At 50.7% G+C, this 14,141-nt stretch carries 18 protein-coding genes; 4 read left to right on the forward strand and 14 right to left on the reverse strand.

Annotation, left to right across the window (positions count from 1 at the left end; genetic code table 11):
- Positions 1-378 precede the first annotated feature (378 nt).
- Complete coding sequence (locus tag LG52_RS12520) at positions 379-801, forward strand: HIT family protein (protein ID WP_044732195.1); 423 nt, start codon at positions 379-381, stop codon at positions 799-801.
- Positions 802-879: 78 nt separating this feature from the next.
- Here the strand turns inward: LG52_RS12520 and LG52_RS12525 are convergent, their stop codons facing one another.
- A complete protein-coding gene (locus LG52_RS12525) occupies positions 880-1,725 on the reverse strand; it encodes a peptidylprolyl isomerase (protein ID WP_044732196.1) in 846 nt (281 codons plus the stop codon).
- A 245-nt stretch (positions 1,726-1,970) separates the two neighbouring features.
- On the opposite strand from LG52_RS12525, the gene LG52_RS19180 reads away from it, so the two are divergent.
- Positions 1,971-2,060: a YjcZ family sporulation protein gene (locus LG52_RS19180; RefSeq protein WP_021322511.1), complete on the forward strand. Its 90-nt coding sequence runs from the start codon at positions 1,971-1,973 to the stop codon at positions 2,058-2,060.
- A gap of 141 nt (positions 2,061-2,201) precedes the next feature.
- On the opposite strand, the gene LG52_RS12530 is transcribed toward LG52_RS19180, so the two are convergent.
- Positions 2,202-2,381, reverse strand: coding sequence for a hypothetical protein (locus LG52_RS12530; protein WP_044732197.1), 180 nt, complete (start codon positions 2,379-2,381; stop codon positions 2,202-2,204).
- A gap of 190 nt (positions 2,382-2,571) precedes the next feature.
- Between LG52_RS12530 and LG52_RS12535 the strand changes: the two genes are divergently transcribed.
- Entirely contained in the window at positions 2,572-2,913 is a 342-nt protein-coding gene (locus tag LG52_RS12535) for a YhaI family protein (RefSeq protein WP_044732198.1), read from the forward strand.
- On the opposite strand, the gene LG52_RS12540 is transcribed toward LG52_RS12535, so the two are convergent.
- The 8 genes from LG52_RS12540 to LG52_RS12580 form a co-directional block, all read right to left on the reverse strand.
- On the reverse strand, positions 2,906-3,511 hold the full coding sequence (locus tag LG52_RS12540; RefSeq protein WP_011230156.1) for an HTH-type transcriptional regulator Hpr: 606 nt from the start codon (positions 3,509-3,511) through the stop codon (positions 2,906-2,908). The genes LG52_RS12535 and LG52_RS12540 overlap by 8 nt on opposite strands.
- Positions 3,512-3,949: 438 nt before the next feature.
- On the reverse strand, positions 3,950-4,474 hold the full coding sequence (locus LG52_RS12550) for a tryptophan transporter (RefSeq protein ID WP_044733245.1): 525 nt from the start codon (positions 4,472-4,474) through the stop codon (positions 3,950-3,952).
- Between the two features lie 95 nt (positions 4,475-4,569).
- Positions 4,570-5,652: a 3-phosphoserine/phosphohydroxythreonine transaminase gene (serC, locus tag LG52_RS12555; RefSeq protein WP_044732200.1), complete on the reverse strand. Its 1,083-nt coding sequence runs from the start codon at positions 5,650-5,652 to the stop codon at positions 4,570-4,572.
- A 129-nt stretch (positions 5,653-5,781) separates the two neighbouring features.
- The gene (locus LG52_RS12560) at positions 5,782-5,970 is read right to left on the reverse strand and encodes a sporulation YhaL family protein (RefSeq protein ID WP_015374033.1); all 189 of its coding nucleotides are present in this window, start codon (positions 5,968-5,970) and stop codon (positions 5,782-5,784) included.
- A 111-nt stretch (positions 5,971-6,081) separates the two neighbouring features.
- Positions 6,082-6,210, reverse strand: a complete 129-nt coding sequence (locus LG52_RS12565) for a hypothetical protein (RefSeq protein WP_044732201.1) — start codon at positions 6,208-6,210, stop codon at positions 6,082-6,084.
- A gap of 25 nt (positions 6,211-6,235) precedes the next feature.
- Positions 6,236-7,213 (reverse strand): 3'-5' exoribonuclease YhaM, encoded by a 978-nt coding sequence (gene yhaM / locus LG52_RS12570; RefSeq protein WP_044732202.1) that lies wholly within the window; start codon positions 7,211-7,213, stop codon positions 6,236-6,238.
- Positions 7,214-7,331: 118 nt separating this feature from the next.
- Positions 7,332-8,561, reverse strand: a complete 1,230-nt coding sequence (locus LG52_RS12575) for an ABC transporter permease (protein WP_044732203.1) — start codon at positions 8,559-8,561, stop codon at positions 7,332-7,334.
- Positions 8,554-9,453: an ABC transporter ATP-binding protein gene (locus LG52_RS12580; RefSeq protein WP_044732204.1), complete on the reverse strand. Its 900-nt coding sequence runs from the start codon at positions 9,451-9,453 to the stop codon at positions 8,554-8,556. The genes LG52_RS12575 and LG52_RS12580 overlap by 8 nt, the downstream gene beginning before the upstream one ends.
- Positions 9,454-9,601: 148 nt before the next feature.
- Here LG52_RS12580 and LG52_RS12585 point away from each other — a divergent pair, with 148 nt between their 5' ends.
- The gene (locus LG52_RS12585) at positions 9,602-9,787 is read left to right on the forward strand and encodes a YhzD family protein (protein WP_044732205.1); all 186 of its coding nucleotides are present in this window, start codon (positions 9,602-9,604) and stop codon (positions 9,785-9,787) included.
- A 37-nt stretch (positions 9,788-9,824) separates the two neighbouring features.
- Here LG52_RS12585 and LG52_RS12590 read toward each other — a convergent pair whose 3' ends face one another.
- The 4 genes from LG52_RS12590 to LG52_RS12605 form a co-directional block, all read right to left on the reverse strand.
- On the reverse strand, positions 9,825-11,330 hold the full coding sequence (locus LG52_RS12590; RefSeq protein WP_044733246.1) for a coproporphyrinogen III oxidase: 1,506 nt from the start codon (positions 11,328-11,330) through the stop codon (positions 9,825-9,827).
- 175 nt (positions 11,331-11,505) lie between these two features.
- Entirely contained in the window at positions 11,506-12,369 is an 864-nt protein-coding gene (locus LG52_RS12595; protein WP_044732206.1) for a Cof-type HAD-IIB family hydrolase, read from the reverse strand.
- A gap of 133 nt (positions 12,370-12,502) precedes the next feature.
- The gene (locus tag LG52_RS12600; protein WP_044732207.1) at positions 12,503-12,862 is read right to left on the reverse strand and encodes a YlbF family regulator; all 360 of its coding nucleotides are present in this window, start codon (positions 12,860-12,862) and stop codon (positions 12,503-12,505) included.
- Positions 12,863-12,924: 62 nt separating this feature from the next.
- On the reverse strand, positions 12,925-14,058 hold the full coding sequence (locus tag LG52_RS12605) for a DUF445 domain-containing protein (protein ID WP_044732208.1): 1,134 nt from the start codon (positions 14,056-14,058) through the stop codon (positions 12,925-12,927).
- Positions 14,059-14,141: the final 83 nt, after the last annotated feature.

A 14,141-nucleotide genomic window follows, 5' to 3' on the forward strand; every position in this document is an offset into this window, starting at 1 on the left:
ATAAATCCACTCAAGCCGGGCATGATAAATAGCGAAGAGGGGATGAGGAATCAAAACATTGATGAACGATCCATCCGAAATGGGGTGTTCGTCAAAGACACCGTTGTGAGCCGCAAAACGTTGTAAACGTTCCTAGGAAGCGACCATCGCTTTCGTTGCTGGGAAGCAACGAGCCCGTCCAAAGGGGATGGTCACGTTGAACAAAGGAAGCGCTCACGCCGAACCAACTTTTGCTGCAAATGGGGTGTTCATCAAACGCACATTTGCTTGAATCATCCTCTCCCCTTTTCACCAACCGGGATGTAGCCTGCGTTGCGGGATTACATCCCGTTTTTTTTATGGTAAAATGAAGAAAAGAGGAAGGAAAGGGTGACCAGAGTGAGCGATTGCATTTTTTGCAAAATCATTAACGGCGAATTGCCCGCGGCGAAAGTATACGAAGACGACCATGTGCTCGCGTTTTTGGACATCAGCCAAGTGACAAAAGGGCATACGCTCATCATCCCGAAAGTACATACGGAAAACATTTTCACCCTCACGTCGGAGGCGGCCGGCCAACTGTTTCGCGCAGTGCCGACGATTGCCAATGCACTCAAGCGAGCACTTTCCCCGGTCGGGCTCAACTTATTGAACAACAATGGCGAGCAAGCCGGGCAGACGGTGTTCCATTACCATCTTCATCTCATTCCACGCTACGGCAAAGGGGATGGGTTTGGCGCGGTCTGGAAGTCGCATGCAAGCGACTATACGCCCGCTGACCTGCAGGCGATCGCGGCTGCCATTCGCGAACAGCTCGGCTGATCTCCTGTTGTTGAACAGCAGAAAGATCAAGCCCACAAATAAAAAAAAACGGAAGCAGGGATGTTCCGCTTCCGTTTTTTACTGTTTTCCTTGCTTGTCGATCACATCTTGCAAATCTTTGTCTTTGATCTCAACACCGGCCTCTTTCACCAGTTTGTCCACTTTTGACTGCATCGTCGCAGGATCAAGCTTGTTCCGCTTGACTTCAAACGCAATTTCATCTTTCATTTCGTTGAACGACTTTTTCTTTTCTTTGTCCGTCACTTTAATGATATGGTAGCCGTAATCCGTTTTCACCGGATCGCTCACTTCGCCGACTTTTAGCTTATAGGCGGCTTCTTCAAACTCCTTGACCATTTTCCCTGGGCCAAACCAGCCTAAATCGCCGCCGTTGGACGCCGAGCCCGGATCTTGGGAGTATTCTTTGGCTAGCTTCGCGAAATCCTCGCCTTTATCAAGCTTCTCCTTTACTTCTTTTGCTGTTTTTTCATCTTTCACCAAAATATGGCTGGCACGAATTTTCGGCTTGTAGTTGTCGTAATACTCCTTCAGCTCTTTCTCCGTCACTTTTATGTCTTCAACGGCTGCTTTCGTCCGCAGCAAATCGAGCTTAACCATTTCGCGGATCACTTTTTCTCCGTTCTGCTGCACGGCCAAATCATATTGCGTTCCATACGCTTCCTTGATTCGTTCGATTTCGCGGTCGATCTCTTCATCGGTTACCTTGTATTTTTTGCTCAACACTTTTTCGTCAATCAAATCACGAAGGACGGATTTGCCGACGCGCTCTTTCATCTCATTATAAAATTCGTCTTTCGTAATATTGCCGTTTTTCGTTTCCACAATCGCTTCGGAACCGCCGTTACTGCAGGCCGACAAAGCCATGAGCGAAACGACGGCAGCGGCCATCATCCATTTTTTCATTCGCTTCACAACTCCTACATCTTTTTTCGATTGAATGTTCCCACGCTTTCAAGCGGCGCAGATCGAATGGCGCCCAAGAAACAACATGCTCGCCTCTTCAGCCACGACAATAACTATACCATATTTCCAACGAAAAAAAAACCTCTTTCCGCTTTAGTCATCCGCCCATAGCATGCACGCTTGCCATACATATGATGAGGATGAAGCGCTCGACAGGCTTCTTCTTGCCGAAAGGGGGTGTTACAATGAGCGCACCTTACTCCGGAGGCTTTGCGTTGATTGTTGTGCTGTTTATTTTGCTAATCATTGTCGGCTGCGCCTGCGTCATCTACTAAACGAAAGAGGGTGCTCCCGCAAAAGGAGCACCCTTTTTTGCCGCCTTCCTTGAAACGAAGGGGGAGGCAACGACAATGGAACTGGCTCCATCAAAAGGAAAACATAACAATCCCCGCATCAACCGTCAAAGCAGGGAAAAGTCATGCAAACAACACTTCAAAGTAAGAAGAGATTAATAAAATCGTAATAAGGACATTGATCGTGCGAAAAACCGCCGGCTGCTGCTCCTCCGGGATGCCACGCTGCGCGCAAAGCGAGTGTGTAAGCTGGTTGATAAAAAATAAGACTGTAACCGCCAGGAGGATGAAATAAAGCACCAAAACTGTTCCCCTCCTCTTTGATCTTCGCCAAACGCCGCCCATGGCTTTAACTTTACATCGTTCATGGCTGGAAATCAATCATTTTTCTTTTTCCGGACACAAACCGATTTTTCTATTGGTGAATGCGCACAAATTCGGTAAAATATACGTAAAAACGGTCACATTTTCGTCACTAAAAGGAGCACGATATATGGAATCGTTGGAAAAGCGAGTGGCCAAGCTGGAATTTCACCAGTCTCTGCTGATGGAAATGATCGACGAAACGAAAAAACCATTTTATTCCCTCATCATCCGCGCGGATTTGACCAAAGAAGAAGTCGACGCCTTCTTGACGTTTTGCCAAGAGCTTGCCGACCAATACGAACAGCAAAAAGCGGAAGGGTTGACGATTTTCACTCCCCTGCTCGTGCAGTTTGCTGGGATGCTTCATCCAAACCTTCCGCTGGAACAGACAGTTGACGCTCTTTTGGCCCAACAAATGTTTGTCCCGCTCATGACCGAGCTGAAAACGCTCATTCGCACCATCAGTTAGCCTGGCTGGCCAATTCTTTCTCGTGCTCTTCCGTTTTCGGCTTTCGCTTGACAAGTTTGCCGTCCTGCTCGATAAAATCTTCTTTAATGTTTTCAAACGCCCGCTCAAAAATTTCCATAAAATCATCGCCATAAATGTTGCGGACGATGCACATCATTTCTAAAATTTCTGGAAACTTACCGTACAACTCGCGCAACGGCAACGCCCCATTGAAAACGGCATTTTTCGTCGGGTCATACGTCTCCATCAGCTTCATCAACACTTCTTCGCCTTTTTCCGTCAACTCAATGTACGTATTGCGCTTGTCATCCTGTTTTTTGGAAAACGAAAGCAACCCTTTTTCTTCCAATTTCTTCGAGAAGTTGAACGCCGTCGACACATGCATCACACCGAACTTGGCGATTTCCGAAATCGAGGCTCCCTTGAAGTGATAGGCGATCCATAAAATGTGATGTTCGTTAATGTTCAAGTCAAACGGCTTGATCCACCGCTGCCAATCTTTTTCAATCGATTTCCATAGCGCTTTGCTCAACTGGGCAATTCGTTGGCTGAATAACATCGCCTCTTTGATGGAATAATGCTGTTCTGTCGCTTTCATCGTTCCACCCACTCTTCCCTCACCGTATTTTTTACTCTCCATTATATCAATAAAACAAAAAGGAATAAAGACAAAAGTATTTATTTTTATGATTTTTTTTGCATATTCATAGTAGTAAGCATAAGGCGCTTGGCGCATACAGGAGGAGAATGCCATGGTGTATATACAATGGCTGCTTATCGCTGTCGGATTCTTATTTTTCTGTCTTTTTATAAACGCATTTTTTGCCTTATGGAAAGCGCGGGCGTACCCGCCGAAAGCATTGCTGAAAGAACAGACTTTGCGCTATATTGGAATAGCGTTCATTTGCTTGCTTACTGCTTGGCTTCTCAGCTATGTCTTATATCAGAAATAAATGGAATTGTAGTCATTTTTCTCCTTATCCTCTCTCTTTTGATAGCAAAAAACCCGACCAGCAATGATCGGGTTTTTCGCCGTCTACACGTGCGCTGTCACGTTCATCCGTCGAAAAATCGACGATGCGATCGGATAGATGATGGCCATCGCCACTGCGTTCAACGCCGCTGTCGGCAGTACGATGGTGACAAACAGCGCCGAAAACGTCGCTCCGCCCGGCAACCCGATAAGCAAGAGCGCCGCAGCCAAAAACACCCCGCCGGAAATGACCGTGCCGACTGCCGCCAGCACTGAAGCCCCAATGACCGTTTGGCTGTATGCTTTCATCAAAGTCGCTAGGGCAAACACGACAAAGGCGGTGATGATCTTATCGATCATATTCGGCAGCTGTCCGCCCGGGAACGTCGTGGTCATGGCTGAGATCAAGCCAGTGACGACGCCGACAAGGCCCACCGCTTTGACGTTTGGAAAAAGCAAAATCGTCAAAAACATCATCGCCAGCATCATATCCGGCTTCATTCCGAAAAACAACCCCGGAATGACCGCGTGCAACACGGCTCCGATTCCGACTAACAGCGCCATCGATACTAATGCTCTTACATTCACGCTCATCTCTCCTCATCTCCCCTCGTCTGTAATCTTTTGCTCGAGAATTTTTTATCATTATATCACTTTGCAGTGTAAAAGTGAAGAAAAAATTTTCAGGCAAAACGGCGGCGGAACTCGTTCATAAACGACGCGAGCGCTTCGCACGCCTCAAGCGGCACCGCATTGTAAATCGACGCCCGGCAGCCGCCGACCGATCGGTGCCCGCCGAGTCCGACAAACCCGCGTTCTTTCGCCTCGGCGAGGAACGTCTTCGTCAGCTCCTCATTTGGAAGCGTAAAGGTGACATTCATGAGCGAACGGCTCCCCTTTTCGGCGTGCGGTTTGTAAAAGCCGCCGCTTTCATCGATCGCTTCATACAGCACGGCCGCCTTTTGCCGGTTGCGCTCTTCCATCGCCGCCACACCGCCTTGCTCTTCGACCCATTCGAGCACGAGCGACAGCATGTAAATCGCAAACGTCGGCGGCGTGTTGTACAGCGAATTGTTCTTTTGATGCGTCCGGTAATCAAGCATCGTCGGCAGCCCATCCGGAATGCGTTCAAGCAAATCATTGCGGAGAATGACAACCGTGACTCCTGACGGGCCGAGATTTTTCTGCGCGCCGGCGTAAATGAGGGCAAATCGGTTGACATCGAACGGACGGCTTAAAATATCGCTTGACATATCCGCGACCAAATCAACCGGCGTGTTTGGGAACGCCTGCCATTGGGTGCCGAAGATCGTGTTGTTTGACGTAATATGGACGTAGGCGGCGTTTTTCGGCCATTGGACGTCGTCAAGCGACGGAATGTATGTGTAGTTCGCTTCTTTGCTTGAAGCGACGACCGTTGTCAAACCGATTTTTTGCGCTTCCTTCAGCGCTTTTTCCGACCACGCCCCCGTCAGCACATAACAGCCGATTTTCCCTTCCGCAAGGAGGTTCATCGGCACCATCGAAAACTGCAAGCTCGCCCCGCCTTGCAAAAATAAAATGTCATATCCGTCCGGCACGCCAAGAAGCCGCTTGAGCCGCTCTTTCGCCGCATTATGGACAGCCTCGTATTCCTTGCTTCGGTGGCTTAATTCCATCACCGACATGCCGGTGTTTTGAAAATTAAGCAGCTCTTTTTGCGCCCGCTCAAGCACCGGAAGCGGCAGCGCTGACGGGCCGGCGTTGAAGTTGTACGCGCGTTTCATCCATCATCCCTCACTTTGCCTCCTGGTAGTCCATCGATATTATTATCCTAACACGATTCGCAAAAAAAGAAAGGGAATTTTTCGAAAAAAGCGTTTTCAGATGAAATTTTCCAAAAAAGAAAGCCCCTGCTATTGCAAGGACTTCGCTTGTTTCCGCCGCTCTCGCTCCTGGCGGATGCGCTCCATGTAAATCTCCCCTTCTTTCTCAATGAATGCTTCGTCGATTTCCCGCTCGCGCGCCGCCGTTTTTACGGTCATATAGCCGCTGAAAATAATGCCGGCAACAACCAAATACACCCACCAAGGCAAACTGAGCATCGCCATTCCCCCTTGTATGCTTGTCTTGTCTTAGTACACTATACGCGCAACAAGGGGGCAGTATGCATGGAGAAAGAGGCGGGAAAGCCGCCTCTTTCTTAGGGACAACGCTTATGCTTCGTTTCGCTTCTTCTTTGTTTTCTTCTTCGCTTTCTTCCACTGTCGGCGCAGCTCGTTCAACTCTTCTTTCGCCTGTTCATACTGAGCCGTCGAGACGATTTCAATGATCGGTTCGATCATGATCCATCCCTCCCTTGATCCGCCCCTACTCTTTATTACCCGCGTTTTTTGGCTTTGAAACAGACAAAAACGCCGGTTTGTAAAACGAACGGTTGTCAAGGGCAAAGACGCGTTCGGTGAATTCACCTGGTTTCACTTTCTCAAGCGCGCGGTCGATCATCGCAATTTTCGCATCCAAATTGTCAATGTAATGAAGCACCTCGGCTTCTTTGACAAGCGGCGGCTTCGGGCTGCCCCATTCCGCCTTGCCATGATGCGCAAGCACAAGATGCTGCAAAATGACAACTTCTTCACCTTGAATGCCGAGCTGTTCCGCCGCCTTGCTGATCTCGCTCACCATGATCGAAATGTGTCCGAGCAAATTTCCTTCAAGCGTATACGCCGCCGATACCGGACCGGATAATTCCATCACTTTGCCAAGGTCATGCAAAATGACGCCGGCATAAAGCAAATCTTTATTGAGCGACGGATAGAGATGGATGAGCGCCTTGGCGAGCTCGAGCATCGACACGACGTGGTACGCCAGTCCGGAGATGAATTCATGATGGTTTTTCGTTGCCGCCGGATACTCAAAAAACGCCTTTTCGTATTTTTTCAACAAATAGCGGGTAATGCGCTGAATATTCGGGTTTTCCATCGCAAATATGTATTCCATGACTGTCGCCTTCATTTCCTCGCGGCCGAGCGGAGCCTTCTCCAAAAAGTCATCGATGCGCACGGCATCGCCCGGATGAGCGGGACGGATCGAACGGATGCGCAGCTGCAATTTGCCGCGGTAGTTATGGATGTCTCCCGCCACTTTGACGATGCACTCCGGCACATACCGCTCTTCGTCATCCGGCGAGACATCCCACAGTTTGGCTTCAATGTCGCCGCTTTTATCTTGCAAAATCAAAGTTAAGAACGGCTTGCCGTTGCTGGCGATGCCTTTCGTTGCTGATTTGATGAGCAAAAAGAGATCAACTTGTTCCCCAACCTCATAATGGATGATGCCTTTCGCCACTTCGTTCTCCTCCGTTTCTCTGTACGTACTTTCTAGTATATCATAACGGTTAGAGGGCAAAAAGAAAGCCTTGCCGAAACGGCAAGGAAATATTGGCTCAAACGTCCCGTCACGTTGTTTATTTTTTTGTTAACTGAATGGCCCGTTTTATATCCTTGAAAATGTTCATTCGCCCATACATCAGCACGCCGCCTCGATACACTTTGGCGCCAAAATAGATCAGCAAGGCAATCGTCGCCGCTAAAAGCACAAGGCAAAGCGCCACTTCCCACCCAGGCACGGAAACGAGGCCGATGCGCAAAAACATGAGCATCGGAGCGAAAAAGGGAACAAACGAGGCGCCGGTCACGAACGCCGACTCTGGCGCATTCAAGCCAAACATCGCGATCATAAACGCAGCGACAACCAACAACATGACCGGCGTAATCGCGGGCTGCACATCTTCAACCCGGCTGACGAGCGAACCGAGCACAGCAAATAGCACCGCATACAAGAGGTAACCGAGCAAGAAAAAAACGAGTGCGTACACAAATATTGATGCCGGCAGGTGGTCAAATCCGAGAAAACGCCACACTTCCTGCCCGCTCGTTTTTAACGCGGCGAAAGCGACGGCGAAAAAAACGAAAAATTGCGTCAAGCTGACAAGAGCAACGCCGATGATTTTGCCAAACAGCTGTTGTACCGGTGGGACGCTTGACACTAAAATTTCCATCACGCGCGACGATTTTTCCGTCGCCACCTCCGTCGCGATCATTCCTCCATACATCAAAACAAACATATACATCGCGAAAAGAAGGACATAAACAAGTGCGCGTGCTTGGTTCAACTCCTCTTCCGTCTTCGCGTTTTTTTCCAATGCCACCTTTTGGAACGGAACCGGTTTGTAAAGCTCAGTCATTTGTTCATCCGTCAGGCCGAGCTTAGCGGCTGAAAGCGCTGTTTTCAGCTGGCTTAGCACTCGTTCCAGTTCTGCAGGCGTCTGATTGTCCACAATCGTATTGGCATAATACACCGCTTCCGGCAATCCTTCCGCATCCATAGACAATACGAGCAATCCGTCCCATTTGCCTTCTTTGACTGCTTCTTTCGCTTCGTTTTCCATATCAGTAATTTTCGTCAACGCGATTTGGTCACGGTTTGCCTGCTTCTCAAGCGGACCGTACAACGATCCCGTGCGGTCAATGACCGCGACATGAGTCTTTTCATCACCGGTGAAAAACTCGATGATCGGCTGAATGTTGGCCACCCCGATGATCAACAGGCAAGTGATGGCGGTTGTCACAAGAAATGCTTTCGCCCTCAGCTTCGTTCCATACGTATGCCCCACCACAAGGAAAAACTTATTCATACGCCGCACCTACTTTTTCAATAAAGATATCATTCAGAGACGGTTCTTCCAAGGCAAACAGACGAACCGCGACTTTTCCTGCTATATGGCCGAGTATCGCTTGTGCTGTCTCCTCATTGGCGATTTGCAGCCGCACCCCTTCCGCCGTCCGCTTCCACTGCAAAACGCCAGGAAACCGCGCCAATTCTTCAAACGGCCCGTCCCCTTGAATAACAAGTATTTGTTTGCCAAACGAACGTTTCAGTTCACGCAGCGCTCCAGCCACCACCGCGCGGCCGCGGCGCAAAATGCAAATGCGTTCGCATAACTCTTCGACATGCTCCATTCGATGGCTTGAAAAGACAATGGTCGTGCCGTTCCGTTTTAAATCAAGCACCGCTTCTTTCAACAGTTCAACGTTCACCGGATCAAGGCCGCTGAACGGCTCATCTAAGATTAATAGCTTCGGCCGATGAAGCACAGCAGCGATAAACTGGATTTTTTGCTGATTGCCCTTCGACAGCTCCTCCACCCGCTTATTGGCGTAATCGCGGATATGGAAGCGCTCGAGCCAGCGGTCGATTTCCGGAAGAAGATCCGTCTTTTTCATTCCGCGCAACCGCCCTAAATACAGAAGCTGCTCTTGCACTTTCAGCTTCGGGTACAACCCGCGCTCTTCCGGCAAATAGCCGATCAGATGGCTTTTCGAGTCATCAATCGGTTCGCCTTGCCAACGGATCACCCCTTCCGTCGGGAGCAGAAGTCCTAAAATCATGCGAAAGGTCGTCGTTTTTCCCGCTCCGTTCGCCCCAAGCAATCCGAACATCTCCCCTTCTGGAACCATCAACGTCAAATGGTCGACGGCCGTCGTCTGACCAAACCGTTTCGTCACCTCAATGATCTCTAAACTCATCCACATTCCCCCAACGCAAACCAAATTTTCCACCCACATTATTAAAACGTGCAGTCTCAAAAAAAGTTTCAGACAGAAGCAGGAATTTTCCGGCCGAACCGCTAATGAAAGAGAAATGAATGGAGATTCAGCGAAAGGAGGGGGCTGCATGCCGACATATACGTTGACCGCTTTTGAGCGCGATGGAGAAAAATTGCTCGATGAAACGTTTGAAGCAGCCAATGATGAAGAAGCGAAAAAAATCGGCGAGCAAAAGCTGCGCGAGCGCGGCTGTTTGGATAAAACACACCGTTGCGTCAACGCCAGCGGCAAGCTCATTTTATTTCACCGCTAATCAAAACACCCCGGGGTTGCCCCCGGGGTGCTGCCGTTTAGCCAAAGATCGCTTTTAGCATATTGATTTTCTCTTCTGTATATTCGGCGAAATGCTTGTTGTACACTTTCGGCTCTTTCGGGTTCGCCTGGCGGGTGATTTTCCGCGTTTGCGGGTCGACGAATTTGCTTGACGCCCCGCAGCCAAGGCCGATGATCGACTGCTGCTCTTCCATAATCATGATGTTGTAGATGCTCTCATTCCCCGGCAGCGCGTAGCCGACGTTTTCAAGGTTACCAAGAATATTTTTCTGCCGGTACAAGTAATACGGCACATAGCCGTGTTGTGTCGTCCATTCTTGGGCCGCTTTCATCATCGCCTGCACTTCCTCGCGGCTGGCGACTTTGTATTTTTGTTTATTCTTTGTCATTTCCGACGCCCGTTTAAATGACAGCGTGTGGATAGTGAGCGATTCCGGCATGAGCCGCTCCGTCTCGGCGAGCGTATGCGTAAATTCCGCCAGACCCTCGCCGGGCAGCCCGATGATTAAATCCATATTAATGTTGTTCATACCCATTTGCCTTGCTAAATGAAACTTGTTGATCGTCTCTTCAACCGTATGATGGCGCCCGATCGTTTTTAATGTCTCCTGAATGTAGGACTGCGGATTGATGCTGATCCGGTCGATCCGCCACTTTTTCAACACTTCGAGCTTCTCCGGTGTAATCGTATCCGGACGCCCAGCTTCGACCGTGATCTCGCGGACGCGGTCGACATCTGGAAATACGTCATACATATGAGCGTACAGCCGGTCCATCTCGTCGGCCGTAATGCTCGTCGGCGTCCCGCCGCCGTAGTAAATCGTTGTGATGCGGATGCCGCGCTCGCGCAAAAAGCGGCCGACCGCCTCCATTTCGTAATGAAGGCCGGCCAAAAAGGCGTCGACCGACCCTTGGCGGCCGTTGATGGCGTACGCCGGAAATGTGCAATAAGCGCATTTCGTTGGGCAAAATGGAATGCCGATATAAATGCTCACTTCGTGGGCCAAATCGTATAAATCCGGAACGACCGTGAGCTGACGATCCACGATCGCTTGCATTAATTCGATTTTTTCGCTTGTCACTAAATACTCTTCAGCCAGCTTCTGGCGTGCCTCTTCTTTCGAAAGGCCTGAGCGCAAAAGCTGATGAAGCAGCTTGACCGGACGAACGCCGGTCAGCACGCCCCACGGCTGAATGAGGCCGGTAGAACGCTCAAGCAACGTCAAATAGACATGCAAAACGGCGTTTTTCAGCTGTTTTTCGTACGTTTTCCCGTCAGAGCCCGCCGGCGCGCTTCGTTCATGACTCGCTTCCTCAACGCGCCCGGACGTCTTGTCGAGAAGCGTCCCAGAAACAGCGATGCACCCGTCTTCCTTGACGGAAAACATAGCGGCCATATCGGCCTCGGAAAGCGGCGCCAACGACAGCTTCGGCGCTTCGAAGAACAGCTCGGTCATCACTTCGAGCGGGCGCTGAAACCGTTCCGGATGCGGCAGTCCTTGAATTTCGATCCGCACGTTCATCACCTTTTCTTTCAAACTTCTTTCAGTGTACTGAACTGCTGTTTCCTTCGTCAAGCGGAAGAATGCACCTTTGCCGCTGACTTTATGGAAATGGCTCCCACCCGGCCAACTAGATTAAAAAGGCCGGGCATTCACTCCCGGCCTCATTGAAAAACAGCAATCCCCCATGGACGGCTCATCGTTTTGTTTTGAGTTTTTGCAAAAACTCGATCCGTTGCTGTTTGCGGAAATGTTCTTTCACCATGTAGGCAACGCCGAGCTGTTCGTTCGAACGCGTCACCCAGCCGGCCGCCCGCTTCACCTCAAGCGGCGCGTTCCCCATGGCGACGCCGAGCCCAGCCGCTTCAATCGCCGGCAAATCGTCAAGACCGTCACCGATCATCACCGTTTCTTTCAACGATACGCCGATATGTTGAGCCAGCCGGCGCAACCCCGCGAGTTTAGACACTCCTTGCGGGACAATTTCCATTTTTCCGTTTGGCTGCATAATCATATCAATGGACGGAATCGATTTCGTCAATAAAGCGGCTGCTTCATCCCGCTCTTCGTCTGCAGCAAAATATACATCAATTTTCGGCACAGCGATCGGTTCGTCGATCAGCACATCGCCGAGTGAATCGACAAATTGGGTCGGATAGAAAAACGGGTCGCTTGAGGAGAGAACCGTTTGCACGACAAGGTTTTTCTTCACTTTCTTCCGATTGCCGAGCGAATACCGCTCATGCATGAGGCGGATGTTGCAGTTGAAGTTTTCCAAAATTTGCACGATATTAAACGTCCGCTCCTCAGGGATCACGGCGTCAAACAGCCTATCATCAAGCGTTCTGGCAATCATCGCTCCTTGGAATGCAATGAGCATCCCATCAAGCCGCAACGCTTTCGCCACTTTCCGGGCGGAAAGCAAATTGCGGCTCGTGATTAACGTAACATAAACTCCTTTTTTCTTCACATAGTCGACCGCCTCTTTCGTTTCGCGCGGCAGGCGGCCGTTGTTTTTTAAAATCGTTCCGTCAATGTTGAGCGCCAACAGCTTATACACGGCTGTCTCCCCCTTTTGTCCGTCTCAACCTCTCTTGCCGCCGCCAGCAAGCTGGCGGCGGTTTTGCATTCCTTATCATTTTCATGACTATGACGAAACGGACAAAAAAAGAACACCCGACCGGGTGTTTTTCCTATCTTCCTTCCATGAATGAACGGTGCAACTCCTCAAGCGGCTTCATGGCGATTTGCTGAACTTCAGCGATCGTCATGCTCATTTGCTGCTCGAGCGCCATCAAGCGGGCGAGTTTCTCGTTTTGCTGGGCGAGCGCCATCGCCTTTTGCGCCTGTTCGATTTCATCAGGCAAAATGGCCGCCCCGCGCATCTGTTTTTCATGGAGCCGAAGCTGGATGTCGCGGACATTCGCGAACATTCGATAGGCGGTTTCATCTCGGCGGACATCTTCGTATGCCCGTTTCAGCTGCTGAAACGGCTCGCTCGCCCGAATCGCCTGCTCAAGCTGTCTAGCGAGCGCATGAAGGGGTTCAGACATAAAAAGTGCCTCCTATACGAATATCGTTCACGTTCTAACGTATGCGCCGCCCAGCAGAGATATTACAGCCATAAGCTGATGAGCCCTTGGACAGCGCCGATCAGCCCGCCAAGCAAAGCGCCCAAATACGTAATCATCCGCAACTCGCGGCGGGCAATCGATAAAATGATCGCTTCCAACCGCCGCAATGAAAACGACTCCACTTGGTCGCGGACAATATCCGCCAACCCAAGCTGCGCAACAATCGCCTCAATTTTGTCGCTTAACAGGCAGCTGACCGTTGCCGCCGCCTGCGGGATCAGGCGGTCAAACAATGGTTGCTCGTACGGAGCGATCAGCTCATCAAGCGGGCGATGCAGCCAGCCGCCGCTTTGCACCAAGCGGCGGACAGCCGACCGCACCGCCTCATCGATGCGCCGGCGGCCTATCATCTCTTCCACAGTTGCGAGCGGATAGTCCAACCATTTGTTCCACTCCGTCCAAAGAAGGCGGGAGAGCACCTCTCTTGTGCCGGCATGGCGCAAAAATTTACCGAGCTCCACCTGCACCTTATCGACGAAATTGACATTGCCAAGCAGCATCTGCAGCATATTTCCAACCATCCCGCGCTCTTGGAAAAAACGCTCGATCATGCTGGAAATCTGCTGCTTTCCCTCCTCGCTGCGAAAGTAGTCAAGCGTCCTGTCGGCCAAATAACCCGCTAGACTTTTGACGCGCGCCTCCATCGTCTGCTTCAACTCCGCTGGCAATACATCGCGTATCGGCCGCAGACGCCACGTTTCGCTCCACCGTTCGTACGCTCGCTCAGCTTGCTCGGCCGCCATCGCTTCGAGCCGCTCGTCGGGAGAGCGAATACCGAGGCGTTCAAGCAACTCAGCCGGCGTTTCTTTGCGCGCAAGCCACTTTCGAAGCCCTTCCCGCCCCCACTCGGCCATCCCGGCCGTAAAGGACGGATCCATGAGTTTGCGCCGCAATCCTTCCGGCGTCACCAAATGCTCCACGACCGTTTTCCCGAGCTGTTCGGCCAGCTCCCGCCGCCGCTTTGGAATCAATCCCGGCGTAAACGGCAGCCGTTTTCCAAACACGTACATCGGCTCATATGGGCGAAACAGCATCACGATGGCGATAAAATTCGTCACCCCGCCAATGAGCGCCCCGACCGCCACCATAAACAGCAAATAAACGAACGTTTCCATCCTCTTCTCCTTCCGTCCCCGCCGCTGTCACCAAACGGCGTCCGTCATCATACGATGGCGATATAAACATTTGCCTAATTGTT

Origin of the sequence: Geobacillus kaustophilus (assembly GCF_000948285.1) — a bacterium.
Classification (GTDB): Bacteria; Bacillota; Bacilli; order Bacillales; family Anoxybacillaceae; genus Geobacillus; species Geobacillus thermoleovorans_A.

Coding starts and splice junctions, on each gene's coding strand:
- LG52_RS12525 (WP_044732196.1), bottom strand. CDS start 1,725: ATGAAAAAATGGATGATGGCCGCTGCCGTCGTTTCGCTCATGGCTTTG.
- LG52_RS19180 (WP_021322511.1), top strand. CDS start 1,971: ATGAGCGCACCTTACTCCGGAGGCTTTGCGTTGATTGTTGTGCTGTTT.
- LG52_RS12535 (WP_044732198.1), top strand. CDS start 2,572: ATGGAATCGTTGGAAAAGCGAGTGGCCAAGCTGGAATTTCACCAGTCT.
- LG52_RS12540 (WP_011230156.1), bottom strand. CDS start 3,511: ATGAAAGCGACAGAACAGCATTATTCCATCAAAGAGGCGATGTTATTC.
- serC (WP_044732200.1), bottom strand. CDS start 5,652: ATGAAACGCGCGTACAACTTCAACGCCGGCCCGTCAGCGCTGCCGCTT.
- LG52_RS12560 (WP_015374033.1), bottom strand. CDS start 5,970: ATGCTCAGTTTGCCTTGGTGGGTGTATTTGGTTGTTGCCGGCATTATT.
- LG52_RS12565 (WP_044732201.1), bottom strand. CDS start 6,210: ATGATCGAACCGATCATTGAAATCGTCTCGACGGCTCAGTATGAACAG.
- LG52_RS12575 (WP_044732203.1), bottom strand. CDS start 8,561: ATGAATAAGTTTTTCCTTGTGGTGGGGCATACGTATGGAACGAAGCTG.
- LG52_RS12580 (WP_044732204.1), bottom strand. CDS start 9,453: ATGAGTTTAGAGATCATTGAGGTGACGAAACGGTTTGGTCAGACGACG.
- LG52_RS12585 (WP_044732205.1), top strand. CDS start 9,602: ATGCCGACATATACGTTGACCGCTTTTGAGCGCGATGGAGAAAAATTG.
- LG52_RS12590 (WP_044733246.1), bottom strand. CDS start 11,330: ATGAACGTGCGGATCGAAATTCAAGGACTGCCGCATCCGGAACGGTTT.
- LG52_RS12600 (WP_044732207.1), bottom strand. CDS start 12,862: ATGTCTGAACCCCTTCATGCGCTCGCTAGACAGCTTGAGCAGGCGATT.
- LG52_RS12605 (WP_044732208.1), bottom strand. CDS start 14,058: ATGGAAACGTTCGTTTATTTGCTGTTTATGGTGGCGGTCGGGGCGCTC.